Origin of the sequence: Demequina sediminis (genome assembly GCF_030296675.1) — a bacterium.
Lineage (GTDB): Bacteria > Actinomycetota > Actinomycetes > Actinomycetales > Demequinaceae > Demequina > Demequina sediminis.
In genome coordinates, this window is sequence record NZ_AP027736.1 from 158535 (window position 1) to 182721 (window position 24187).

Annotated in this window: 18 protein-coding genes and 5 pseudogenes; 16 read left to right on the plus strand and 7 right to left on the minus strand. The window is 71.7% G+C overall.

Annotation, left to right across the window (positions count from 1 at the left end; all coding sequences use genetic code 11):
* Positions 1-3: 3 nt before the first annotated feature.
* Entirely contained in the window at positions 4-924 is a 921-nt protein-coding gene (locus tag QUE44_RS00775; RefSeq protein WP_286215353.1) for an XdhC family protein, read from the plus strand.
* Here the strand turns inward: QUE44_RS00775 and QUE44_RS00780 are convergent.
* Both QUE44_RS00780 and QUE44_RS00785 read right to left on the minus strand, forming a co-directional pair.
* Positions 912-3577 (minus strand): annotated as a pseudogene (locus QUE44_RS00780) (molybdopterin-dependent oxidoreductase). The gene QUE44_RS00775 and the pseudogene QUE44_RS00780 sit on opposite strands and share 13 nt — an antisense overlap.
* Positions 3574-4383: an FAD binding domain-containing protein gene (locus tag QUE44_RS00785; RefSeq protein WP_286215354.1), complete on the minus strand. Its 810-nt coding sequence runs from the start codon at positions 4381-4383 to the stop codon at positions 3574-3576. The pseudogene QUE44_RS00780 and the gene QUE44_RS00785 overlap by 4 nt, the downstream one beginning before the upstream one ends.
* A gap of 233 nt (positions 4384-4616) precedes the next feature.
* On the opposite strand from QUE44_RS00785, the gene QUE44_RS00790 reads away from it, so the two are divergent.
* From QUE44_RS00790 to QUE44_RS00815, 6 genes and pseudogenes are all read left to right on the plus strand, one after another.
* On the plus strand, positions 4617-5699 hold the full coding sequence (locus QUE44_RS00790; protein WP_286215355.1) for an ABC transporter substrate-binding protein: 1083 nt from the start codon (positions 4617-4619) through the stop codon (positions 5697-5699).
* Between the two features lie 2 nt (positions 5700-5701).
* Positions 5702-6505, plus strand: a complete 804-nt coding sequence (locus QUE44_RS00795) for an ABC transporter ATP-binding protein (protein WP_286215356.1) — start codon at positions 5702-5704, stop codon at positions 6503-6505.
* On the plus strand, positions 6505-6861 hold the full coding sequence (locus tag QUE44_RS00800; protein ID WP_286215357.1) for a hypothetical protein: 357 nt from the start codon (positions 6505-6507) through the stop codon (positions 6859-6861). The genes QUE44_RS00795 and QUE44_RS00800 overlap by 1 nt, the downstream gene beginning before the upstream one ends.
* A pseudogene (locus tag QUE44_RS00805) lies at positions 6792-7217 on the plus strand (ABC transporter permease); the annotation flags it as partial. The gene QUE44_RS00800 and the pseudogene QUE44_RS00805, both read left to right, overlap by 70 nt.
* 79 nt (positions 7218-7296) lie before the next feature.
* Positions 7297-8151 (plus strand): ABC transporter permease, encoded by an 855-nt coding sequence (locus tag QUE44_RS00810; protein ID WP_286215358.1) that lies wholly within the window; start codon positions 7297-7299, stop codon positions 8149-8151.
* The gene (locus tag QUE44_RS00815; protein WP_425558001.1) at positions 8148-8735 is read left to right on the plus strand and encodes a helix-turn-helix domain-containing protein; all 588 of its coding nucleotides are present in this window, start codon (positions 8148-8150) and stop codon (positions 8733-8735) included. Before QUE44_RS00810 ends, QUE44_RS00815 begins: the two co-directional genes overlap by 4 nt.
* A 63-nt stretch (positions 8736-8798) precedes the next feature.
* Here QUE44_RS00815 and QUE44_RS00820 read toward each other — a convergent pair whose 3' ends face one another.
* Genes QUE44_RS00820 through QUE44_RS00835 form a run of 4 tightly spaced genes read right to left on the minus strand, consistent with a single transcriptional unit; the run spans position 8799 to position 12060 of the window.
* On the minus strand, positions 8799-9635 hold the full coding sequence (locus tag QUE44_RS00820; RefSeq protein WP_286215360.1) for an amidohydrolase family protein: 837 nt from the start codon (positions 9633-9635) through the stop codon (positions 8799-8801).
* Positions 9557-10156, minus strand: coding sequence for an amidohydrolase family protein (locus QUE44_RS00825; RefSeq protein WP_286215361.1), 600 nt, complete (start codon positions 10154-10156; stop codon positions 9557-9559). Before QUE44_RS00825 ends, QUE44_RS00820 begins: the two co-directional genes overlap by 79 nt.
* Positions 10156-11124, minus strand: a complete 969-nt coding sequence (locus tag QUE44_RS00830) for a pyridoxal-phosphate dependent enzyme (RefSeq protein ID WP_286215362.1) — start codon at positions 11122-11124, stop codon at positions 10156-10158. The genes QUE44_RS00825 and QUE44_RS00830 overlap by 1 nt, the downstream gene beginning before the upstream one ends.
* Positions 11125-11178: 54 nt before the next feature.
* Positions 11179-12060: a M15 family metallopeptidase gene (locus QUE44_RS00835; RefSeq protein ID WP_286215363.1), complete on the minus strand. Its 882-nt coding sequence runs from the start codon at positions 12058-12060 to the stop codon at positions 11179-11181.
* 41 nt (positions 12061-12101) lie between these two features.
* On the opposite strand from QUE44_RS00835, the pseudogene ligA reads away from it, so the two are divergent.
* The 9 genes and pseudogenes from ligA to QUE44_RS00880 all read left to right on the plus strand — a co-directional run bounded on the left by ligA (position 12102) and on the right by QUE44_RS00880 (position 22745).
* Positions 12102-14230 (plus strand): annotated as a pseudogene (ligA, locus tag QUE44_RS00840) (NAD-dependent DNA ligase LigA).
* A gap of 313 nt (positions 14231-14543) precedes the next feature.
* Complete coding sequence (locus QUE44_RS00845) at positions 14544-15122, plus strand: GNAT family N-acetyltransferase (protein WP_286215364.1); 579 nt, start codon at positions 14544-14546, stop codon at positions 15120-15122.
* A gap of 24 nt (positions 15123-15146) precedes the next feature.
* Positions 15147-15446 (plus strand): Asp-tRNA(Asn)/Glu-tRNA(Gln) amidotransferase subunit GatC, encoded by a 300-nt coding sequence (gatC, locus tag QUE44_RS00850; protein WP_286215366.1) that lies wholly within the window; start codon positions 15147-15149, stop codon positions 15444-15446.
* Entirely contained in the window at positions 15443-16975 is a 1533-nt protein-coding gene (gene gatA, locus QUE44_RS00855; RefSeq protein ID WP_286215367.1) for an Asp-tRNA(Asn)/Glu-tRNA(Gln) amidotransferase subunit GatA, read from the plus strand. Before gatC ends, gatA begins: the two co-directional genes overlap by 4 nt.
* A 5-nt stretch (positions 16976-16980) precedes the next feature.
* Entirely contained in the window at positions 16981-18489 is a 1509-nt protein-coding gene (gatB, locus tag QUE44_RS00860) for an Asp-tRNA(Asn)/Glu-tRNA(Gln) amidotransferase subunit GatB (protein WP_286216795.1), read from the plus strand.
* 8 nt (positions 18490-18497) lie between these two features.
* Positions 18498-19157 (plus strand): polysaccharide deacetylase family protein, encoded by a 660-nt coding sequence (locus QUE44_RS00865; RefSeq protein WP_286215368.1) that lies wholly within the window; start codon positions 18498-18500, stop codon positions 19155-19157.
* Between the two features lie 82 nt (positions 19158-19239).
* A pseudogene (locus QUE44_RS00870) lies at positions 19240-21281 on the plus strand (heavy metal translocating P-type ATPase).
* Between the two features lie 94 nt (positions 21282-21375).
* Positions 21376-21765, plus strand: coding sequence for a CYTH domain-containing protein (locus QUE44_RS00875; protein ID WP_286215369.1), 390 nt, complete (start codon positions 21376-21378; stop codon positions 21763-21765).
* Between the two features lie 341 nt (positions 21766-22106).
* Complete coding sequence (locus tag QUE44_RS00880; RefSeq protein WP_286215370.1) at positions 22107-22745, plus strand: hypothetical protein; 639 nt, start codon at positions 22107-22109, stop codon at positions 22743-22745.
* Here the strand turns inward: QUE44_RS00880 and QUE44_RS00885 are convergent.
* Positions 22742-24152, minus strand: a pseudogene (locus QUE44_RS00885) (xylulokinase). The gene QUE44_RS00880 and the pseudogene QUE44_RS00885 overlap by 4 nt on opposite strands.
* Between the last annotated feature and the right edge of the window lie 35 nt (positions 24153-24187).

The window sequence follows — 24187 nt, forward strand, 5'->3', positions numbered from 1 at the left end:
CTCGTGTTCGAGATCGCGCGAGAGGCGCTGGCAGTGCTCCACGAGGGCGGCTCGCTGGGGGTCGTGGTGGTGACGGGAGTGCACGGCTCGACGCCGCGCGCGCCGGGATCCGCCATCGCGGTGTGCGCGGACGGGCGCGCCTTGGGCGCCGTCTCGGGCGGCTGCATCGAGGGCGAGGCCTACGAGCTCGCGTTGTCGCGCCTGGCAGATCGCTCTCCGCTGACGCAGACACTCGGCGGTGAGGGCGATCTCTACCGCCCGGGCCTCGCGTGTGGCGGAGCCGTCGACGTCCTCGCCTTCCACGTGGGACCTGGCGACCACGACATCGTCTCCGCGCTCGAGCGATCCCTCGAGGACGGCGAGGTCACGCTGACCCTCCCCGGCGGCGCCGTCGTGACCCGACCGCGCGCGCCGCGGCTGGTCATCGTGGGCGCCGTCGACTTCACGCCCGCGCTCGCGGCGGCCGGCCGGGCGCTGGGATACCGCGTGATCGTGGTCGACCCGCGGCCGGTCTTCGCGACCCCCGAGCGGCTGCCCGCGGCGCACGAGGTGCACGTCGCGTGGCCCGACCGCTTCCTCGCGGGCCTCGAGATCGAGCCCAGCACGGTGATCTGCGTCCTCACGCACGACGACCGCATCGACGTTCCCGCGCTCGCGGCCGCGCTCGCGAGTCCCGCCGGCTACGTGGGCGCGATGGGTTCGCGGGTCGCGTCCGAGCGCCGGCTCGCCCGGTTGCGCGAGGCCGGGGTGGGGGATGATGCCCTGGCGAGGTTGCGCTCGCCGATCGGCCTGGATTTGGGCGGGTCGAGTCCCGCGGAGACCGCGGTCGCGATCCTCGCCGAGGTGATCGCGACGCGCGCGGGCGCGAGCGGGAGGCCGCTGGGCGAGACGCGCGGGCCGATTCATCCCCGTCACGAGTCCTGAGCGTCCCGCGGCGCGGATGACGCGAGGCGCCACACGCGGTCGCGCGTCATCGGCAGCTCCATGGGCCGCGCCCCGATCGCGCGGCGGATCGCGTTCGCGAGCGCGGGCGCGACGGGGTTGTAGGGCGACTCCGACATCGACTTCGCGCCCATCGGCCCGAGCACGTCCGAGGTGTCCGCGAAGTAGACCTCCGTGTCGGGCACGTCGGCCATCTGAGGCACGCGATACACGCGGAAGGCGGGGTTGGCAGGGGCGCCGTCCTCGCCCACAAGGACCTCCTCGTACAGCGCCGAGCCGATGCCCTGCGCGACGCCGCCCTCGACCTGGCCGCGGCACTGGGCGGGGTTGAGCACCACGCCCGCGTCGGCGGCCTGGACCGACTGCAGGATCCTGACCGTGCCGGTATCGGGTTCGACGGCAACGCGGAACGCCTGGACGTTGAACGCGAGCGAGCGGACCTTGCCGTCCGTGGCGCCCTCCGCGGAGAGCCCCTCGGGCGGGATCTCCGCTCCCGCGTCGAGGCGTGCCCGTAGCGCGACGGCAGCGGCGTGCACGGCCTTGCCCGCGACCGTGATGCCGGTCGATCCCCACGCCCCCGTGTCGTGCGTGGTCGCGTCGGTGTCGGAGGTGCGCAGCCGCACCGCGGTGGGCGCGAGGCCCAGCGCCTCCGCGGCGATCTGCGTGAGCACCGTGTGCGTGCCATTGCCGAACTCGACCGTGCCTGCCGCGACCAGCGCGGTGCCGTCGGGGAAGGCCGTGACCGATGCGGTGGCGGGGTGACCGCGCGGCGGGATGGTGGCGATCATGCTGAGCGCCATGCCCTCGCCCACGGACCAACCGGCAGGGGCCTCGACGCCGTTGCCGCGTGCGAGCGCGGCCTCGGCCAGGTCGAGACACTGGTCAAGCCCGTAGGAACCGAAGACGAGGTCCTCATGGTGGCGCCGCTCCGTGACGCCGAGCTTGTCGCCGTCGCGGACCGCGTTGATGCGCCGCAGCTCGAACGGATCGATCCCGAGCTTCAGCGCCAGTTCGTCGAGCGCGGACTCCACCGCGAAGATCACCTGCCCCAGCCCGTACCCGCGGAACGCTCCGGCCGGGGTCGTGTTCGTGTACACCACCTCGGCGTGGAGCCGCTTGGCGGGGAGCGGTAGGCCTCGAGGGACTCCGCGCAGCCGTGGAACATCACGCCGATGGCGTGATTGCCGTACGCGCCCGTATTCGAGAGCACCTCGATGTCCATCGCGGTGAGGCGGCCGTCCGAATCGGCACCCAGCGTGGCGGTGACGCGGAACGGGTGACGCGTCGCGGTGCGGATGAACTCCTCCTCGCGCGTCATCTCGTACGCGACCGGCCGCCCGGTGTGCAGCACCGCGAGCGCCACGATGTCCTCGGTGAAGATCTCCTGCTTCCCGCCGAAGCCCCCGCCCACGCGCGCCGTGAACACGCGGATGGACCCGGGGTCGCGGCCCAGGACGAGCGCGAGCTCGTCGCGGGTCAGGAACGGCACCTGGCTGCTGGTCCGAAGGGTGAGGCGGCCGTCCTCGTCGATCCATCCCAGGCTGCCGTGCGTCTCCAGTTGCGCGTGGCTGACGCGCGCGGTCGACCAGGTGCCCGTCGCGATCGCGGTGGACCGCGCGAGGCCGCGGCCCACGTTGCCATAGCTGCCCCGCCACGAGGCGATGACGTTGCGGCCCGACTCGGCCACGCCGTCCTCGGGGGTCAGCCCCGGGTGGATCACCGGCGCGCCGGGGGAGCGCGCCTCCTCGGGGTCGAGCACGGCCGGCAGCACCTCGTACTCGACTCGCAGCGCGGCGCACGCCGCCTCCGCAATCCCGGCGGTCTCGGCCACCACTGCCGCGACGCGCTGGCCGCGGAAGCGCATCACGGAGTCGAGGATGCGGGTGTCGCGGGGGTCGTCCATCCGGGAGGCGTGCCGGGCGGTCGAGAAGCGGATGGCGGGCGCGTCCTCATGGGTGAGCACCGCGAGCACGCCCTCCATCGCGAGGGCCGCGGAGGCGTCGATGGAGACGATGCGCGCGTGGGCGTGCGGGGAGCCGAGCACCTTGAGATGAGTGAGGCCGGGCACGTCCGCGTCGAACGTGTACGGCTCGCGACCCTGCACCACCCGGGCCGCCGCGGGAGGCTGGGCGCTCGCGCCCACGGCGACCGGCGCATTGTCCGCCGCGCCCGTGCTGGGGCATCCCACGCATGCGCCGCCGCAGCCGCGGACGGCGTGCTCGACGGCCTCGCGAATGGGTCGGTAGCCGGTGCAGCGGCACAGGTTGCCCTTGAGCTTGCGGTCCAGATCGGGGAGGTCGTCCTCCGTGAGCGTCGACGCGGTGACGGTCATGCCGGGGGTGCAGAAGCCGCACTGGAAGGCGAAGTGGCGCGCGAAGGACTCCTGCACGGGGTGGAGGTCCTCGCCCGGAGCGAGGCCGCCGGCGGTGGTGATTGCCGCGCCGTCCGCCCGCTGGGCGGGATACAGGCACGAGTGCACGGGGGTGCCGTCCACCAGCACGGTGCATGCTCCGCAGTCGCCCGCGTCGCAGCCCTTCTTGACCTCGAAGGTGCCACGTTCGCGCAGGTACGTCCGCAGGCACTGGCCGGGGCGCGGCTCGCCCTCGAGGGGTGCGCCGTCGACGCTGATCCTCACGAGGCCTCCGCAAGATCGTTGATCACGCGCGCCGCGAGGACCCCGGCGACGTGCCTGCGCCAATCCGCGGCGCCGAGCGCGTCGGAGTAGTAACCCTCGGCAGACTGGGCCGCCTCGCGCGCCTCGGCCGGGGACGGAAGGGCATCCCAGCGGAGCACGGTGGGGGTGAGGGTCGCCGCGGTGATGACCACCACCGCGGTGCCGTCCGCGTGCGCGCGGCCGCTCGCGACCGCGCCCGAACGGCCCAGCTCCGCGAGCGCGATCTTGTGCAGCGACGTGCGCGCGCCCAGCGCGTCAGCGGAGATGCGCACCTCCCGAACGAGCTCGCCGTGGGCGAGCGAGGTGGTGCCGTTTCCCGTGGGCAGCGACGCGACGGGGACGATGCGCTGGCCGCCATCGGGCGTCCAGATCACCGCATCCGCGTCGAGCGTCGCGCACGCGGCCAGCATCGCTCCGGCGGCGTAGGCGCGGCAGATGTTGCCGATGACGGTGGCCTCGTTCCAGATCTTGAAGCCCGCAAGTAGCGCATGGGCCGCCATCTCGAACAGCGGCTGCGCGGCCCAGCCGGGCCGCGCGGGCTCCGCGAGGAGCCGCGCGATGGTGCACGTCGGGCCGATCGCGAGCCCGGCATCGTCCACCCGCAGGACGTCCCACCCCATGCCCGACAGGTCGACCAGCCCCGTGACATCGGGGTTGGCCTCCGAGAACAGCCAGGTACCACCCGCGAGGAAGCGCTCGCCGGCGGCGAGGGTGAGGTCCGCGCGGGTGGTCGCGCGGCGGAAGCCGGTGACGGCGGTGAGATCCATGTCGCCTCCCTCCTGGCTGGCCTTGGTTCGGGGAAGTCTGCCACGGCCGAATGTCACGTTTGTGTCACGTGCGCACGAATTTACGAGGGCGAAACACAAGTGCGCATGTTGGTGAAATCTACATTCCCTAGCGTCGACCGCGACGCCCCGGGCATGCGCCCGGCCGTCGACGGAACCACCCCACCACTGTTCCGCCCGACGGATGCCGCGTCCACTCAACGAGGGAGAACCACATGCGTTTCACGTTCGGGAAGGCCGGGCGTCGCGCCGCGGTCACCGCCGCGGCCGCCGTCGCCGCGCTCGCGCTCGCGGCCTGCTCGTCCGGCGAAGCCGCGCCTGCCGGCAGCGAGTCCGCCGAGGGCGAGGCCGCCGCATCGTTCGGCGACTTCTCGGTCCAGTTGTCGTGGATCAAGAACGAGGAGTTTGCGGGCGAGTTCTTCGCGGACTCGAAGGGCTACTACACCGAGGCGGGCTTCGACTCCGTCACGCTGACCCCCGGTCCGTCGACCGGCGTCGCGGAGCTGGTCTCCGGCACCGTCGACGTCGCGCTCTCCGACGCGGTGTCGATCGGCTCGGCCGTCGCCAACGAGGACGCGCCGCTCAAGATCATCGGCGCCACGTACCAGAAGAACCCCTTCACGATCCTGTCGCTGGCCGACGGCGGCAACATCGTCACGCCCGAGGACATGATCGGCAAGAAGATCGGCGTGCAGGACTCGAACACGTCGCTGTTCATGGCGCTGCTCGCCGCGAACGGCATCACCGAGGACCAGCTCGAGATCGTGCCCGTGCAGTACGACCCCGCGCCGCTCACCAACGGCGAGGTCGACGGCTTCGTCGCGTACCTCACCAACGAGTCGATCACCGTTGCCGCGGCCGGCTACGAGATCGTGGACCTGCCCTTCGCGGACAACGGACTGCCGTTCGTCGCGGAGACCTTCTCCGTCACCGACGAGGCGATCGCGAACAACCGTGAGGCGCTCAAGGCCTTCCTGGTCGCGGAGATCAAGGGCTGGACCGATGCCGTGAACGACCCCGAGGAGGGCGCTCGCCTCGCGTACGAGGAGTACGGCGTCGACCTCGACCTCATCCCCGAGAACTCGATCGCGGGAGCCATCAAGCAGGCCGAGGACCTGCTGGTGTCCGAGGAGACCGAGGCTAACGGCCTCTTCACCATCTCGGAGTCGCTGCAGACCGAGACGGTCGCGTCGCTCGCCGGCGCGGGCATCACGATCGAGGCGGCCGACCTCTTCGACCTCTCGCTGCTGGCCGAGGTCTACGAGGAGTACCCCGAGCTGATCGCGTACGCGGGCTGATCGTGAGCCCCACTGCCGAGGCCGGTGTCCAGGGAACTCCCCTGGGCACCGGCCTGCAGATCACCGGACTGTCCAAGGTCTTCACCACGCGCGGACGCCAGGTGGTCGCGCTCGAGGACACGGACCTGCACACGGATCGCGGGTCGTTCCTCGCGTTGCTGGGTCCCTCGGGCTGCGGCAAGTCGACCATCCTGCGCATCCTGGCCGGTCTCGAGCAGCCCACCACGGGCACCACGCGGGTCGACGGCCGTAGCCCCAAGGACCTGCGCGCGTACAACGAGCTCGGGATCGCGTTCCAGGACTCGGCGCTCTTGCCGTGGCGCAGCGTCTACGCGAACATCCGGCTGCCGTTCGAGGTGGCCGGCGTCGCGGTCGACGACGCGTACATCCGCGAGCTCATCGAGCTCGTGGGGCTCACGGGATTCGAGAAGGCCAAGCCCGCCCAGCTGTCCGGCGGCATGCGCCAGCGCGTGTCGATCGCCCGCGCGCTCGTGCTCAAGCCCTCGGTGCTGCTGCTCGACGAGCCGTTCGGAGCGCTCGACGACATGACGCGCCAGAAGCTCAACCTCGAGCTCATGCGGATCCTGTCCGCCAAGCCGGCCACGACTCTGCTGGTGACGCACGGCATCACGGAGGCGATCTTCCTCGCGGACCAGGTCGCGGTCATGAGCCCGCGGCCGGGCCGCGTCAAGGAGATCATCGAGATCGACTTGCCGCGCCCGCGCACCCCCGAGATCCAGCGCTCTCCCGAGTTCCACGCGTATGTCGACCACGCCTCCGAGCTGCTGTTCGGGGGAGACGACTGATGGAGCGTCGACTGCCGCCGTGGGCGAGTGGCGCGCTCGGCGCGGTCGGAATTGTCGCCGCGTGGTGGATTCTCTCCGTCACCGTGTTCGCGAACGTGGGATCGGGGAACACCAAGGCGGTGCCCACGCCGTGGCAGGTGGCGCAGGGCTATGCCGATTCCGGCTGGGAGTTCTACGTCCGCAACTTCACGGTGACCCTCAACGAGGCGGCCCAGGGCTACCTGTGGGGCAACGGCATCGCGCTACTGCTCGCGGGAATCGTGCTCGTCGCCCCCGTCTCGACGGCGTGGTCAACCAGATCGCGGTCATCACCTACTGCATCCCGATCGTCGCGATCGGCCCCATCATCCTGCTGATCCTGGGCCCGCCGAAGCCGGGCGAGCCCTCGGGCACTGCCGTGTTCCTCGCCGGGTTGTCGGTGTTCTTCACCACCGTCGTGGGCGCGCTGCTTGGCCTCAAGTCCGCGGACAAGGCGAGCCTCGACGTGGTGGCCGTGTACGGCGGCTCGCGCTTCACGCAGCTGCGCAAGGTGCGCATCATCGCGGCGGCTCCCGCGATCCTCACGGCGCTGCAGATCGCCGTGCCCGCCGCGTTCCTCGGCGCCGTGCTCGGCGAGTACCTGGGCAAGGTCGAGACGGGAATCGGCCCCGCGATGGTCATCGCGCAGCAGTCGCTCAACTCGCCCCGCGTGTGGGGCATCGCGCTCGCGTCGGGAGCCGTCGCTCTCGCCGGCTACCTGATCGTGGGCCTGCTGACGCGGCTCGCCACTCCGTGGTCGAGGGGGCCGCCTCATGACCGCGACCGTGGCATCGTCCTCTCTCCAGGGCGAGATTCGGCGCGAATCGCGCCGCGCGACGCTGAGGGCGCTCGGCTCCTCGGTGCTGACCCTCGTGCTCACCCTCGTCGCGGTCCTCGTGATGTGGCAGGGCTCGATCTGGGCCTTCGGGTTGTCGCCCTACATCGCGAAGGGTCCCGTGCAGGTGTGGGAGCACCTTTTCGTCGACGACGACGCGGCGGAGAACCTCTCGACGCTCATGGCACTGCTCGGCGAGACGCTCGTCGACGCGGGCATCGGATTCGTGGCGGGACTCGCGCTCGCGCTCGCGACGGCATCGGCCTTCCAGCTGTCGAAGGGCCTCGAGCACGCGCTCATGCCGCTCGCGCTGCTGCTGCGCTCGGTGCCGCTCATCGCGTTCGCGCCGGTCATCATCATGATCTTCGGACGCGAAGCCGCGACCACCGCCGTGATGGGCGCGATCGTGGTGCTCTTCCCGGCGCTCGTGAACATCGCGTACGGGCTCAAGAGCGCCTCGCCCCAGATGAACGATGTCGTGGCCGTGTACGGCGGCGGCCCCGCCACCGCGCTGCGGAAGGTGGCGCTGCCCTCCTCCCTTCCCGCGTTCTTCGCCGCGGTCCGGATCTCGGCCCCCGGCGCCATCACGGGTGCCCTCCTCGCGCAGTGGCTCGCGACAGGACGGGGGATCGGCGGCGCGATCGGCGGCTACGTCTCCTCGGCACAGTTCTCGGATGTGTGGGCCGCCGTCGTGGTGGTCACGCTCGTCTCGCTCGTGCTCTATAACCTGGTGCTCATCGTGGAAAACACGGTGCTGGCGCGGATGGGCATGCATCCGGAGAAGAGAGTGTGACCTTGGCGACGACGCACGGTGAGGCCGACGTGGACGAGGCCGCCGTGCGGCTGGGCGCTCGCGTGCGCGAGCTGCGCAAGGCGCGCGGCCTCACACTCGTGGCGCTCGCGGAGGCGACCGACCTCTCGCACCCGTTCCTCAGCCAGGTCGAGCGTGGACTCGCGAACCTGTCGCTGCAGTCGCTGCGTCGGCTCGCGCTCGCGCTCGAGACCAGCCCCGTCGAACTCGTGGCGGCGGTCGAGCAGGGGCCCGCGCCGCGCCGCGTCGAGGTGGTGCGCTCGGGATCGCGCCGGTCCACCGCGGAGGGCTTCGCGCGCGGCACGGCCACGTCTCTCGTGCGCGGCTCGCGGCCGTTCACGCCGATCGTGGTTGACTCGGACGCCCTCGAGCCGGGGGAGACCTTCGTGCACGCCGAGGACGAGTTCGTGTACGTGCTCGAGGGCGAGGCCGTGGTCGAGACGGATGGCAAGACCCACCGCCTGGGCATGGGGGATTCGATTTACTACGCGGGCGGCGTGCGTCACCGCTGGTGGTCGGACTCGGGGGCGTACCGGCTCCTCGTGGTGAAGCAGCAGGCACGCTAGCCCGGCTGCTTCACCGTCGCGCGGCCTTCTCAGTCACGCCGCCTTCTCAACCACGCCGCCTTTTCAACCACGCAGCGCGGCCGCCGCCACCTCCACGCGCCCCGCGATCTCTCGCGCGTCGGCGCGAGCAAGTTCGCCGTCGACCACGACATCGCGCCCCTGCACCAGGAGGCGCCGCACACGCGGCAGCGAGCCCAGCCCCAGCGCAGCGACGGGATCCGCGATGCCGGCGTGCTCGACCTCTCCGAGCTCCCACAGCGCGATGTCCGCGAGCTTGCCCGCCTCGAGAGAGCCGATTTCGGCCTCGCGCCCCAGCACCCGAGCGCCGCCCATGGTCGCGAGGCGCAGCGCGTCGCGCACGGGCATCGCGCCTGCGCCGTCGCGCAGGCGTGCCATGAGCGCCGCCTGGCGAATCTCGGAGCCGAGCCGGCCGTGCTCGTTCGAGGCCGCGCCGTCCACGCCCAGCCCCACCGGGGCGCCCGCGTCGATCAGCGCGCGCACGGGGGCGATTCCCGCCGCGAGGCGCGCGTTGGACGACGGGCAGTGGGCCACCCCGGTGCCGGTGGCAGCGAAGCGCGCGACGTCGTCGTCGGACAGGTGCACGCAGTGCGCCATCCACACGTCGGGTCCCAGCCAGCCCAGCGACTCGAGGTAGTCGGTAGGCGACATCCCGAACCGCGAGCGACAGAACGCCTCCTCCTCGACGGTCTCGGCGCCGTGGGTGTGGAGGCGCACGTCGAGGTCGCGCGCGAGCACCGCGGCCTCGCGCAACAGGTCGGCCGTCACGGAGAACGGCGAGCACGGCGCGATCGCGACGCGCGTCATCGCGTCGAACGAGGCATCGTGGTACCTGGTGACGGCCTCGGCCGACGCCGCCAGGGCATCGGCCGTGGTCTCCACGGCGAAGTCGGGAGGAGGCCTCCCGCCGACTCTCCGAGGTCCATCGAGCCGCGCGTCGCGTGCAGGCGCAGTCCCAGTGCGGACGCCTCGTGCGCGATCGCGCCCACGATGTCGCCCGAGCCGCGCGGGAAGATGTAGTGGTGGTCGCCCACGGTCGAGCAGCCCGAGCGCGCGAGCACCGCCATTGCCCCGGCCGCGGCCGCGCCGGCCGTGTCCGCGGTGATGCGTGACCACGTGGGGTACAGCGCGACCAGCCAGTCGAACAGGATCGCGTCCTGCGCCCATCCGCGCGTGAGCCACTGATAGAGGTGGTGGTGGGTGTTGATGAGGCCGGGGGTGACCAGCGTGCCGGTGGCGTCGATGCGTGTCGCGGCGGCGTCGCGCACCTCGGACGGTGCCGCGCCCTCGCCCAGCGAGACGATGCGCGAGCCGCGGACGGCGATCCAGCCGCGCTCCCATTCGGTTCCGACGGCGTCGACGGTCGCGACGTGACCGCCCTCAATCAGTGTCAGTGGGGACATCACACCAGGGTAGTCGCGGGAACCACGGCCGGATTGACCACGTTCGCCCCGCACAGCACCACCCCGATGCGTGCGCCGGGCTCGGGCACCCAGCGACGCGTCAGCAACGCGGCGAAGGGCGCCGCGACTCCCGGTTCGACCATGACCCGCAGCAGCCTCCACAGCCGCGCCTGGGCCTCGAGGACCTCCTCGTCCGTGACCACGGCGGACTCGGTGCCGGCGGCCGTGAGCGCGGCCCACGGCACGAGCCCGATCTGCGCTCCCAGGTGATCGGCCGCGACGCCCGAGATCGGCACGGGCGTGGGCGTGCCCGCCTCGAGCGAGGCCGCGAAGGACGCCGTCCCCACCGTCTCGCAGCCCACGATGCGCATGCGGTCTCCGCACCAGGCCGTGGCGCCACCCGCGAGCCCGCCGCCACCCACCGCGCACAGCATGGCGTCCAGGCCGCGGCCGTCCTCGCCCACGGCATCGGCCTCGAACTCGCGCGCGACGGTCGCCGCGCCCGCCATCACGACGGGGTCGTCGAACGCCTCGATCGTGGTGGCCTCGTGCTCGGAGAGGTAGACGTACGAGGCCTCACGCGCCTCGGGATACGTGGTGCCCACGCGGTGCACGTGGGCCCCCAGGTGGACCAGTCGCTCGACCTTCGCCGGGTTCGCGGTGGTGGGCACAAAGATGTGCGCCTCGTGTCCGAACCGCTGCGCCGCGTACGCGACGGCGGCGCCGTGGTTGCCTCCTGACGCCGCCACAATCCCTGACGGCGAGATGGGCTGCGTGGCGACGTAGTGCACCGCGCCGCGCGCCTTGAAGGCCCCCGTGACCTGCAGGTACTCGAGCTTGAAGACCAGCGTCGCGTCGATCCCGAGCGTGTCGCCGGGGATCTCGATGACGGGGGTGTGCCGCACGTGGGGCTTGATCGCGGCCGCGGCCGCGACAATCTCGGCGGCGGTGGGCACGTGAACGCTCATGCCCCCAGTGTGGCCCTCGTGGGCATCGTCCCGTGTGGCCGGAGGTCCCGCGCGCTACAGGCCGGTCGCGGAGAAGTGCATCCAGTCGTCGAGGTCGGTCCACGTGCCGCCCCAGTCCCAGCCGATTCCCTGGAAGTCCGCGATCATCTGCCGCTGGGTCTCGACCATGCCGGGGCGCAGCCAGGTGCGGTCGCGATACGCCGACGCGAGCTCGGGGAACACGTATCCGTCCCGCACCCACGGGTTGTGGAAGGGGTTGATGTCGACCGCGAGGCCGTGCGCATGCTGCGACCAGCGGTCGAAGCCGCCCGTGACCATGCGGCACTCGAAGGAGATGGTGACGTTGAGGTCGCCCGTGTGGTCCCCGCGCACCTCCTCCCAGGTCGTGACGCGCATCTCCTCGATCGGGAAGCGGCGCTCGTACATCTGCTCGAAGACGCTCGCGAGGTCCTCCGCGTGCGCGGCCGACGTGATCATCTCGCCCGTGTGCGGGCGCATGTCGAAGCCCCAGAATGGCATGACGACGTACGCGAGGTCCTCCGCGGGCACGGGGCACTCCTCGCGCCACGAGGACCGCTCGAGCACCTCATCGGGCACGGGCGTGATCTCGACGAACCACGCGTCCGACGACGGGTCGGGATGCGCGCCAGGACGGGGCGAGAGGCGGCGGTCGCGCAGCTCGGGAGGCGTCTCCACGGGCAACGCGAGGTCGTTGTCCTGCTTCTCCAGGACGGCCCTGCCGAGCCACTCCGGACGTGCGAAGGGGTCCGCCGTGACGGTCACGGTGGGCGAGGGGACGATGCCGGGGTCGGGGGTCGCGGTCGCGGTGACCGTGACGCGCGGCGAGGGCTCCGCCGGGCCCGCACACGCGGCGAGGACCAGGGTGGAGAGCCCCAACGCGGCGAGCGCGGCGAGGGTCACGGGGGCGGCACGCATGCGTACAGACTAGTGAACGGTCCCGCGCGCGACTCCGGTCGCTGGTGCGCGCTGTCGGACGGCCGTGGTGGGATAGGACCGTGACCGACCCTCGCGCCCGCCACCAGGAGCTCGTCCAGGAGATCGAGGCGCATCGTCACGCGTATTACGCGGAGGATGCGCCCACGGTGTCGGATGCCGAGTACGACGCCCTTGAGCGCGAGTTGCGCGAGCTCGAGGCGCTTCATCCCGAGCTCGCGACCCCGGAGAGCCCCACGCAGACCGTGGGTGGAACGGTCGCGCTCGGTTTCGCGTCCGTCACGCATCGGGAGCGCATGATGAGCCTCGACAACGCGTTCTCCCTCGAGGACGTCGAGGCGTGGCTCGCGCGTGTCGAGCGCGAGGCGGGGCCGCAGCCCGTCGTGTGCGAGCCGAAGATCGACGGCCTGTCGATCTCCCTCACGTACGAGCACGGCGAGCTGACGCGCGGCGTCACCCGCGGGGACGGCACCACCGGGGAGGACGTGACCGCGAACGTCCTCACGATTGCGGGGCTGCCGCGCACCCTCGCGGGCGAGCACGTGCCCGCGCTCGTCGAGGTGCGCGGCGAGGTGTACCTGCCCGTCGCGGCGTTCGAGGAGCTCAACGCTCGGCTGCTCGAGGAGGGCAAGGCGCCGTACGCGAATCCCCGCAACACGGCCGCGGGCTCGCTGCGTCAGAAGGACGCCGCGGTGACGGCGACGCGTCCGCTCGCCGTGACCACGTACGCGCTGGGGGCGCTCGACTGGGGCGACGGTGCTCCCGACCCGCGCGTGGGATCGCAGCACGGCATCTACGCGATGCTCGAGTCGTGGGGCCTGCCCGTGACCGCGCACGCGCGTGTGGTCGAGGGTGTCGACGCGGTCGACGCGTACCTCAGGGAACTCGAGTCCGGTCGTCACGCGATGGTGCACGAGATCGACGGCGCGGTGCTCAAGGTCGACGACCGCGCGGTCCAGGGACAGCTCGGCTCGACGAGCCGAGCGCCGCGCTGGGCGATCGCGTACAAGTTCCCTCCCGAGGAGGTGCACACCACCCTCGAAGACATCCGCGTCGATGTCGGACGCACCGGTCGCGTGACGCCCTATGGCGTGATGACACCCGTGACGGTCGCCGGGTCCACCGTGACGTATGCGACGCTCCACAACGCCCATGAGGTCGCGCGCAAGGGCGTGCGGATCGGCGACACCGTGGTGCTGCGCAAGGCGGGCGACGTCATTCCCGAGATCGTGGGCCCCGTGGTCGCGGCGCGCACCGGAGCCGAGCGCGAGTGGACGATGCCCACCGCGTGCCCGTCGTGCGGCACGGAGCTGGTCGAACAGAAGGAAGGCGACAAGGACCTCCGTTGCCCCAACGCGCAGTTCTGTCCCGCGCAGATCGTGGATCGCATCGCCTTCATCGGCTCGCGCGGGGCCTTCGATGTCGAGGTGCTGGGGGAGAAGGCTGCGGCGGCGCTCGCCGAGTCCGGCGTGCTGGAGAACGAGGCCGGACTCTTCGATCTGACCCAGGACGATCTCCGGCGGGTGCCGCTCTTCGTGCTCGAGAAGGACTCGAAGGTGGGGGTGTGACGCGCAGCGCGGGCGACCTGTCGGCCAACGCGCACAAGCTGCTCGACAACCTCGCCGCCGCGCGCAGCCAGCCGCTGTGGCGTGTCCTGGTCTCGCTGTCGATCCGACACGTGGGCCCCACCGCGAGCCGCGCGCTCGCGACCGCCTTCGGCTCGATGGATGCGATCCGCGCGGCCTCGGAGGAGGAGCTCGCGGCGGTCGACGGCGTCGGGCCGGTGATCGCGCAGTCGGTGCTGCAGTGGTTCACCGTCCCGTGGCACGCGGAGATCGTCGAGCGGTGGGCCGCCGCCGGCGTGCGGATGGTCGACGAGCGTGACGAGTCGATCGAGAGGACGCTCGAGGGTCTCACCGTGGTCGCCACCGGCTCCCTTGAGGGATTCACGCGCGACTCGGTCAAGGAGGCGATCGTGTCCCGGGGCGGCAAGGCGGCCTCGTCGGTGTCCAAGAACACGCACTACGTGGTCGCGGGCGCGAACGCGGGCTCGAAGGCCGCGAAGGCCGAGCAGCTGGGCGTGCCGATCCTCGACGAGGCCGCCTTCGTGCGCCTCCTCGAGGGCGGGCCCGAGGCGCTCGCCGGCGAATGACCCGCGGGCCGAGGCGACGCGCCTGAACCCGCGCTCGGGCGTGTCGCGGCGTGCGTGGGTAGTCTGGAAGACGGGCCCAGCGGGACCCCTGGAGGAGCCATGAACACCACCGCAGTCATCGGCATCGTCGTCGGCGTGATCGTGCTCATCGCGGTCGTCATCGCGCTTGTGAGCGTCGCCAACCGCAAGTCCGAGCCGCCCGAGGACCGGGTCGCGGCCCGACCGGCCAGCACCCCGATCCCGTCGAGGGAACACCGTCCGACACGTCGACCCCGCACTGGGACCGTCGCATCGACCCGAACGAGGGACCCCAGTGACGGCGACCGTGCGGGCGGTATCCCCGGACGAGACCTCACGGCTCCAAGAAATCGGCGAACTCACGGCCCTCGCATACCTCGCGGACGGGCTGATCGATCACGCGCACCCCTATCTTCCGCAGTTGCGTGACGCCGCGGCGCGCGCGCGCCACGCGGACCTCCTCGCGATGTTCGACGGAGACCGGGGCGAGGGCGCGATCGTCGGCACCATCACGCTCGTCCCGCCGGGCAGCCCCTTCATCGAGCTTGCCCAGGACGGCGAGTTTGAACTGCGCATGCTCGCGGTGTCGCCCATCGAGCGCGGGCGCGGTATCGGCCGCACGCTCGCCCAGGCCGCGATGGACCGCGCCGTCGCGCAGGGTGCCTCCCGCATCGTCCTGTCCACGATGGAGACCATGCACGTCGCCCATCGGCTCTACGAGCGCATGGGATTCGTGCGGCGCGAGGAGCTCGACTGGGTGGTCAAGGACAACGAGGACGGCACCGTGACGCGGCTGTCGCCCGCTCATCTCGAGCGCGAACCCTCGTGCGCCACGGAGGGCGTGCGCCTGCTCGGATACTCGTGGGAGCCCTGACTCCCAGCCACTAGACTCGGGCCCATGTCAACCCTCGACCGTTCCGATGTGGCGCGCCTCGCGGCGCTCGCGCGCATCGACATGACCGACGCGGACCTCGACCGCCTCTCGGGCCAACTCGACGTGATCCTCGACGCCGTCGCCAAGGTGGCCGAGGTTGCCGGCGAGGACGTGCCCGCGACCAGCCACCCCATCCCGATGGCGAACGTCCACCGCGAGGACGTGGTGCGCCCGTCCCTCGCGCAGGAGGCCGCCCTGTCGGGCGCGCCGGACGCCCAGGACGGCCGCTTCCGCGTGCCTCAGATCCTGGGGGAGGAGGCATGAGCGTGACCGACTGGACCCGCGCCACCGCCGCGCAGATGGCCGATGCCCTGGCGGCAGGGGAGGTGACCTCCGTCGAGCTGGTGCAGGCGCACCTCGACCGCATCGCCGCCGTCGACGGACTCGACACGCCGAGCGCGGTTCACGCGTTCCTCCACATCGACGCGGAGGGTGCCCTTGAGACGGCGCGCGCCGTGGACGCCGACCGCGCCGCGGGCGTCGAGCTGCCGCGGCTCGCGGGAGTGCCGATCGGCATCAAGGATGTCCTCGTCACACAGGGCCTGCCCACGACCGCCGGCTCGCGCATCCTCGAGGGCTGGATCCCGCCGTACGACGCGACCGTGACCCGTCGCGTGCGCGAGGCGCGCATGCCCATCCTGGGCAAGACCAACATGGATGAGTTCGCGATGGGCTCGTCGACCGAGCACTCCGGCTACGGCCCCACCCACAACCCGTGGGACCTCGAGCGCATCCCCGGCGGCTCGGGAGGCGGCTCGGCCGCGGCCCTCGCGGCCTTCGAGGCGCCGCTCACGATCGGCTCCGACACGGGCGGCTCGATTCGCCAGCCGGCCTCGGTCACCGCGACCGTGGGCGTCAAGCCCACGTACGGCGGCGTGTCGCGCTACGGCGCGATCGCGCTCGCCTCGTCGCTCGACCAGCTGGGCCCGTGCGGCCGCACCGTGCTCGACACCGCGCTGCTGCACGAGGTCATGGGCGGTCACGACGTCATGGACGCCACGTCTCTCGACGAGCCCGTGCCCCCCGTGGTGGACGCGGCCCTCGAGGGCGCCCGCATGGACCTCACCGGCGTGCGCGTCGGCGTGGTGCGCGAGCTGTCGGGCGCGGAGGGTGGCTTCCAGGACGGCGTCAAGCAGCGCTTCGAGGAGTCCCTCGAGAGGCTGCGCGGCATGGGCGCCGAGGTGGTCGAGGTGTCCTGCCCCAGCTTCGAGTACGCGCTCGCCGCGTACTACGTGATCCTGCCGTCCGAGGCCTCGTCCAACCTGGCCAAGTTCGACTCCGTGCGCTTCGGCATACGCGTCGAGGGAGCGACCATCGAGCGCACCATGGCCGCGACGCGCGCCGCCGGCTTCGGCGACGAGGTCAAGCGCCGCATCATCCTCGGCACGTACGCGCTGAGCGCTGGCTACTACGACGCGTACTACGGCTCGGCGCAGAAGGTGCGCACCCTGGTCCAGCGCGACTTCGACGCCGCGTTCGCGCAGTGCGACGTGCTCGTGTCGCCCACGACGCCCACGACGCCGTTCAAGCTCGGCGAGCGCATCGATGACCCGCTCGCGATGTACCTCAACGACATCGCGACCATCCCCGCGAACCTCGCCGGCATCCCCGGCATGTCGCTGCCCGCGGGTCTCGCGCCCGAGGACGGGCTGCCGGTGGGCTTCCAGATCCTCGCCCCCGCGCGCGAGGACGCCCGCCTCTACCGCATCGGCGCCGCGCTGGAGGCCTCGCTGGCCGCCGAGTGGGGCGGCCCGTTGTCCGCGCAGGCACCCGAGTTGGAGGTCGGCAAGTGACCACGATGACGTACGAGCAGGCGATGGAGGAGTTCGACCCGGTCTTCGGCATCGAGGTCCACGTCGAGCTCAACACCAAGACCAAGATGTTCTGCGGCTGCGCCAACGAGTTCGGCGCGGAGCCCAACACGCAGGTGTGCCCGGTGTGCCTCGGTCTGCCCGGCGCGATGCCCGTCACCAACGAGAAGGCCGTCGAGTCCGCGATCCGCCTGGGCCTGTCGCTCGGCTGCTCGATCCGCGAGTCCTCGCGCTTTGCCAGGAAGAACTACTTCTACCCTGACCTGTCGAAGGACTACCAGATCTCGCAGTACGACGAGCCGACCTGCTATGAGGGCGCCCTCGACGTGGTGCTCGACGACGGCACGGTGGTGACCGTGGGCATCGAGCGCGCGCACATCGAAGAGGACGCGGGCAAGAACACGCACGTGGGCGGCTCGGGAGGCATCCAGGGCGCCGACTACTCGCTCGTGGACTACAACCGCGGTGGCGTGCCCCTGGTCGAGATCGTCACCAAGCCCATCACGGGCATGGGAGACCGCACCGCCGAGGTAGCGCGCGCATACGTCGCGACCATCAGGGACATCGTGCGCGCGCTGGGGATCTCGGATGGCCGCATGGAGCAGGGCTCGGTGCGCGCGGACGTCAACCTGTCGCTGCGCCCCAAGGCCGTCGCGGGCGAGTCGCAGGACGACATCCCCTTCGGCAAGCGCTCCGAGACCAAGAACGTCAACTCGCTGCGCGCCGTCGAGCGTGCCGTGCGCTACGAGGCCGCGCGCCAGGCGGTGCTGCTGCTCAACGGCGAGCCGGTGATTCAGGAGACCCGCCACTGGCATGAGGACACCTCCTCCACCACGCCGGGTCGCTCGAAGGAGGAGGCGGAGGACTACCGCTACTTCCCCGAGCCCGACCTGCTGCCCGTCGAGCCGTCGCGCGAGTGGGTCGAGGAGCTCCGCGCGACCCTCCCCGAGCACCCCGCCAAGATGCGGGCGCGCCTGCGCGAGGAGTGGGGCTTCAGCGATCTCGAGATGAGGGACGCGGTGGCCGCCGATGCCCTGGTCCTGATCGCGGACACGGTCGCCGCTGGCGCGGCTCCCCAGGCTGCCCGTAAGTGGTGGATGGGTGAGCTGTCGCGGGTCGCAAACGACCGCGAGGTCGAGCTGGGCTCGCTGCCCGTGACCCCGGCCGCCGTGGCCGAGCTGCAGGGGCTGGTGGACTCGGGTCGCATCAACGACAAGCTCGCGCGCCAGGTGCTCGAGGGCGTACTCGCGGGCGAGGGTTCTCCCGCCGAGGTGGTCGCCGCACGCGGCCTCGAGGTGGTCTCGGACGACTCGGCCCTTGAGGCGGCGGTCGACGAGGCCCTGGCCTCGCAGCCCGAGGTGCTCGACAAGATCCGCGACGGCAAGGTGCAGGCCGCCGGCGCGATCGTGGGCGCCGTGATGAAGGCCACCAAGGGTCAGGCCGATGCCGGACGCGTGCGGGAGATCATCCTGCAGCGCGCGGGCGTCGAGGGCTAGGGGCGCGCATGCTCAGCCAGACCCCCGTTCGCCGCGTCGCGAGCGGGGGTCTTGCATTGTCGGCCCCCGCGTGCGCGCTCACCTTCGACGACGGCCCCAACGGGCTCGACACGATGCGCCTCCTGGACTTCCTGCGCGACCGCGGGATCCGGGCGGTGTTCGCCGTGATCGGCGCGGAGATCCTGAGGCCGTCCGGCATCGCGGCCGACGGCACACTCATCCCGTCGGGCGCCGATGTGCTGCGGCGCATCGTGGCGGAGGGGCACGTGCTGTGCAACCACTCGACGTCGTTCGCGGACATGGGCGAGTGGAACGTGCTCGACGTGCGCGACGACATGCTGCGCGCTCTCGAGATCATCGAGGGCGCCGTGGGCGATGAGGTGCCCGTGCCGTATTGGCGCGCGCCCAACGGCTCATGGGGCCAGACCGCCGCCGTCGCCGTGGCGCTGGGGATGCAGCCGCTCGACGTGGTCAACACCATCGAGGATTGGGTCGACCAGGACCCGGCCGTGCTCGCGTCGCGGCTGCGGCTCGCGATGACTCCGGGCGAGCTCGTGTTGGTGCACGACGGCGGGGGACCGCGAGGCGGGACGGTGGACGCCGTCATCGAGGTCGTCGACGAGCGGCTCGCCGAGGGGTGGCGCTTCGTGCTGCCCGAGCTGCCGTAGCGCGCGTCGCCTCCGCCCCTTGACCTTCTCTCCAACTGGAAGGAATATGGTGGTCGGGACGGCTCGACCTACGGAGGTCCCCATGTCCCCAGCCCACGCACACGCCCACCCGGCCCCGGCATCGTCCGGAGGCACCCAGTCCCATGATGCGCACGCTCATGGCACCGACCATTCTGGCCACGCGGACCTGTTCCGTCGCCTGTTCTGGTGGAACCTGATCCTTGCGGTGCCGGTGATCGCGACCTCGGGGATGGTCGAGCATTGGCTGGGCTACGACCTTCCCGGCACGGCGTGGATCCCGCCCGTACTCGGCACGGTGATCTACCTGTGGGGCGGCAGCCCGTTCCTCACCATGGCCTGGCGGGACGAGCTCACGCGGCGCCGGCCGGGCATGATGACGCTCATCTCGCTCGCGATCACCGTCGCGTTTCTTGCCTCGGCGGCCGCCACGCTCGGCGTGGGGGAGCTCGACTTCTGGTGGGAGCTGGCCGCGCTGATCGTGGTGATGCTGTTGGGCCACTGGCAGGAGATGAAGGCGGTGGGGCAGGCGCGCGGGGCGCTGCAGGCGCTCGCCGAGTTGCTGCCCGACGACGCCGAGCGCGTCACCGCCGACGGCACCGAGCACGTGAGCCTGAGCGGCCTGCGCGAGGGCGACGTGGTGGTGGTCCGGCCCGGCGCGCGCATCCCCGCGGACGGGCGGGTGACCCGTGGTGAGGCCAGCGTCGACGAGTCGATGATCACGGGCGAGTCCGCCCCGGTGCGCAAGGGGAAGGCGATCCCGTCGTGGCCGGCACCGTCGCGACCGATGCGTCGTTGCGCGTCGAGGTCACGGCGGTGGGCGAGGCGACGGCCCTTGCCGGGATCCAGCGACTGGTCGCGGGGGCACAGGAGTCGCGCTCGGGGACCCGCAGGCTTGCGGATCGTGCCGCGGCGTGGCTGTTCTGGATCGCCCTCGCTGCAGCGGGGATCACGCTCGCGGCACACCTCATCGCGGGCAATCCGACCGGTGGCCTCACCGCGGCCGTGTCGGTACTGGTCATCGCGTGCCCACACGCGCTCGGACTCGCGATCCCGCTCGTGATCGCGATCGCGACCTCGTCGAGCGCGCGGCACGGGATCCTGGTCAAGGACACCGCCGCTCTCGAGGCGATGCGCACCGTCGACACCGTCCTGTTCGACAAGACGGGGACCCTCACGCGCGGCTCGCATGAGCTCACCGAGGTCGCGACCGTTGACGGCTGGGACGAGGACCGGGTCCTCGCGCTCGCCGCGGGCGCCGAGTCGGACTCCGAGCATCCGATCGGACGTGCGGTGGTCGACGCGGCGCGCGACAGGGGCCTGGACGTCCCGGAGGCCCGCGACATCGAGACGATGCCCGGACGCGGCGTGCGCGCCGCCGTGGGCGAGCGTGCGGTCGCCGTGGGAGGGCCCGCGCTCCTCGACAGTCTCGATCTCGAGGCGGCGCCGGTGCTGCGCGAGGCCACGGACCGGTGGCGGTCGCGAGGCGGCGCGGTGCTTCACGTGGTGGTCGACGGCGCCGTAGTGGGGGCGTTCACCACCGCCGACCCGATCCGGCCCGAATCGCGTGCCGCGGTCGACGCGCTCCACGCGCGCGGCATTCGCGTGGCGCTCATCACGGGCGACGCGCGGTCGGTCGCGGACGCGGTCGGGGAGGAACTGGGCATCGACGACGTCTTCGCGGAGGTGCTGCCCGAGGACAAGGATCAGGCAGTCGGCGATCTTCAGGCGCGCGGGCGTCGGGTCGCGATGGTCGGCGACGGGGTGAACGACGCCCCCGCTCTCGCCCGTGCGACCGTGGGCCTGGCGATCGGGGCCGGCACAGATGTCGCGATCGAGGCGGCCGGCGTCGTGCTCGCGGGTTCCGATCCCCGCGCGGTGTTGAGTGTGATCGACCTGTCGCGCGCGAGCTACCGGAAGATGCGCCAGAACCTGGTGTGGGCGACCGGCTACAACGCGATCGCGATTCCGGTCGCGGCGGGTGCGCTGGGGTGGGCGGGAGTCACCATGCCGCCCGCTGTCGCGGCGATCGCGATGAGTCTGTCGACCATCGTGGTGGCGCTCAACGCGCAGCTGTTGCGTCGCCTGGACCTCGGCCCGGCGTAGGGGCGTTCCGAGCCGACAGGCGAGCACCTGCCGTGCGGTTTTCTCCTGGCGGAGGTGGCAACGTCGCCCCCAGGTCCGACCGGAAGAGTGCGCCATGTCCGCTCCAACGACGACCGGCGCACCATTGCCGGACCTCACCGCCGAGCACCTCGGCGAGGTGCTCGCCCTCCTGCCCGGCTCCGACTCGGTCGAGCTCAAGGCGACCGTGCCCGGCGCCGACCGCCGGCGCGTGGTCCAACGGCTTGGGATGGACCCGCTGGAGGCCGAGCTGCGACAGGTGGCCTTCTTCGACACCCCCGACCTCCTGCTCAACCGCCACGGCGTCGTGGTGCGCGCGCGGCGCATCCAGGGCAAGGAGGGGGACACCGTGATCAAGCTGCGTCCCATCAACCCGGCCGACCTCGGCGAGGACCTGCGCAGCGACCGTGCGTTCGGCGTCGAGGTCGACGCCATGCCGGGGGCTACGTCCGCTCCGCGAGCATGAAGGGAACGGCCAAGGACAAGAAGCTGTGGGAGGCCTTTCACGGCGAGACCCCCGCGCGTGCCCTGTTCTCCGCGCCGCATGGGCCGCGGAGCTGTGGATGTACCCGGACCGCTCGCAGATCCTTGAGCTGTCCTCGAAGTGCCTCCCGGCCGAGGCCTTCACAGCGGCGGCGTAGGCCAAGGCATTTCTCGCGTCGCGCGCTCGCGCGCCGCCACGACAGGTTGAGCCGCAGCGGCGACAGGTTGTGAGTGAGGGGGCGGCGGGCACCCCGTCCCGCGCTAGCGTGCACCGCGGCGCGCTGCACGCGCCGCTCCCGCACGACGCCCACGAGGAGACGGCCCATGACACTCGACCGGACGCCCGCCCAGCGATGGCGAGACTTCAGCGCCGAGCACACCGTGGTGGCCGAGATCATCAAGTTCTCGGGCTTGTCGTTTGTCGTGGCCGCGCTGCAGTACCTGCTGCTCACGTTCCTTCCCGGCGTCCTCTTCCGGGCGACCGACTGGGGCTCCATCCCGGCCCAGTTCCTTCACGTCACCCTCGGCCCGCTCGACACGTACGTGTTCGACTACCCCGCCACGGGGGATGCGCTGGGTGGCCTGAGCTACTTCGTCGCCTTCGTGCTCATGCTGGTCATCTCGCAGGGAGTGAACTTCCCGCTGCAGCGCAACGTGGTGTTCCGGTCGAAGGGACGCGTCGGGTTCCAGCTCGCGTGGTACGTGGTGGCGCTGGTGCTCATCACGGTGCTGTGCAGCTTCCTCATGAGCCTGTACGTGCCGCTCGTGAAGGAGTGGGCGGATCCCGCCGTCTACAACCTGCTCGTCACGGTGATCAACGGCGGCGTGCAGCTGATGATCTACTTCCCGGTCTTCAAGATCATCTTCCCCGCCGCGCCGGTCGCGGCGCCGCAGGCGCTGGCGCTCGACAACGCTGCACTCGACAACCCCGCACTCGACGCGCCGGTACCCGCGCAGCGTTAGCTCAGGTACGCCCCGGCCGCGACGGCGTAGGCCGCCATGATCTCCGGCCGCGTGTCCTTCGCGGGCGAGGCAACCACCGCGAGGGGCCACTCGGGTCGCGATCCCGTCAGCGCCCACGCCGCCTGCACGGCCGCGCCGGCGGCGACATACTCGCCTGGCTCGGGCACCTCGACGGGGACGTCGAAGACCTGGGCCGCGATCGCCTGCACCGCAGCGTTCTGCGCGGAGCCGCCCACGAGGAGCGCGCGCTTGGCGACCACGCCCGCGGACAGGATCGCCTCGAGCCCCACGGCCTGAGCCGCCAGCATGCCCTCGATCGCCGCCCGCGCCATGTTCGCGCGCGAGGTGTTGGCGAGGGTCATGCCGGACAGCGTCGCCGTAGCGTCGGGAAGGTTGGGGGTGCGCTCGCCCTCGAAGTAGGGGACCAGTGTGAGTCCGCCCGCGCCCGGCTCGGCCTCGAGCGCGAGGGTGCCGAGCTCGTCGTAGCCCACGGCCAGGACCCGCGCGAAGGCATCGAGCACGCGCGACGCGTTGAGGGTGCACACCAGGGGAAGGTGCTCTCCCGAGGCGGACGCGAAGCCCGCGACAATTCCCGTCGCGTCGCGGAAGCCCTGCTCGGTGACCGCGAAGACGGTTCCGGACGTGCCGAGCGACACGACCACGTCGCCCACCGTCGCGCCGAGTCCCAGCGCGGCGGCGGCGTTGTCGCCCGCGCCGGGGCCGACGACGCACTCCAGTCCGTGGACCGAGCCCGCGCGCTCGCCGGGTCCGAGCACCCGCGGGACCACGGCATCGTGCCCCAGCGCCGCCACCAACAGATCGCGGTCGTACTCGCCGGTCGCGGGGTTCCAGTAGCCGGTGCCCGAGACGTCCGAGCGGTCCGTCGTGAGCTCCTCGAGCACCGGACCGAGCGGCGACTCGCCCTCGGGTCCGTATCCGCGTAGCCGCCAGGTGAGCCAGTCGTGAGGCAGCGCCACCGCCGCGACCCGCGCGGCGTTCTCGGGCTCCGCGTCGCGCAGCCAGCGCAGCTTGGTAGAGGTGAAGGAGGCGACGGGCACCAGTCCCGTCCGCTCGGCCAGGGCATCGGCCCCGAACTCCTCGATCAGGAGGCGGCGGCGCCGGCGGACCGGGTGTCGTTCCAGAGCAGCGCGTCGCGTACCACGGCTCCCGCCGCGTCGAGCGCGACCATGCCGTGTTGCTGGCCCCCACGGAGATCGCCGCGACGTCGGCGAGGCCGCCCGCCTCGGCGAGCGCGGTCTGCAGCGCATCCCACCAGCGCTCGGGGTCGACCGAGGTGCCGTCGGGGTGAGACGCCCTCCCCGTGCGCACCACGGCGCCGGTGTCGAGGTCGCGGATGACGACCTTGCAGGACTGAGTGGACGAGTCGACGCCGACAACGAGGGTCATGGGGTCTTCCTTCACGCACGATCTACTGTTCGGGA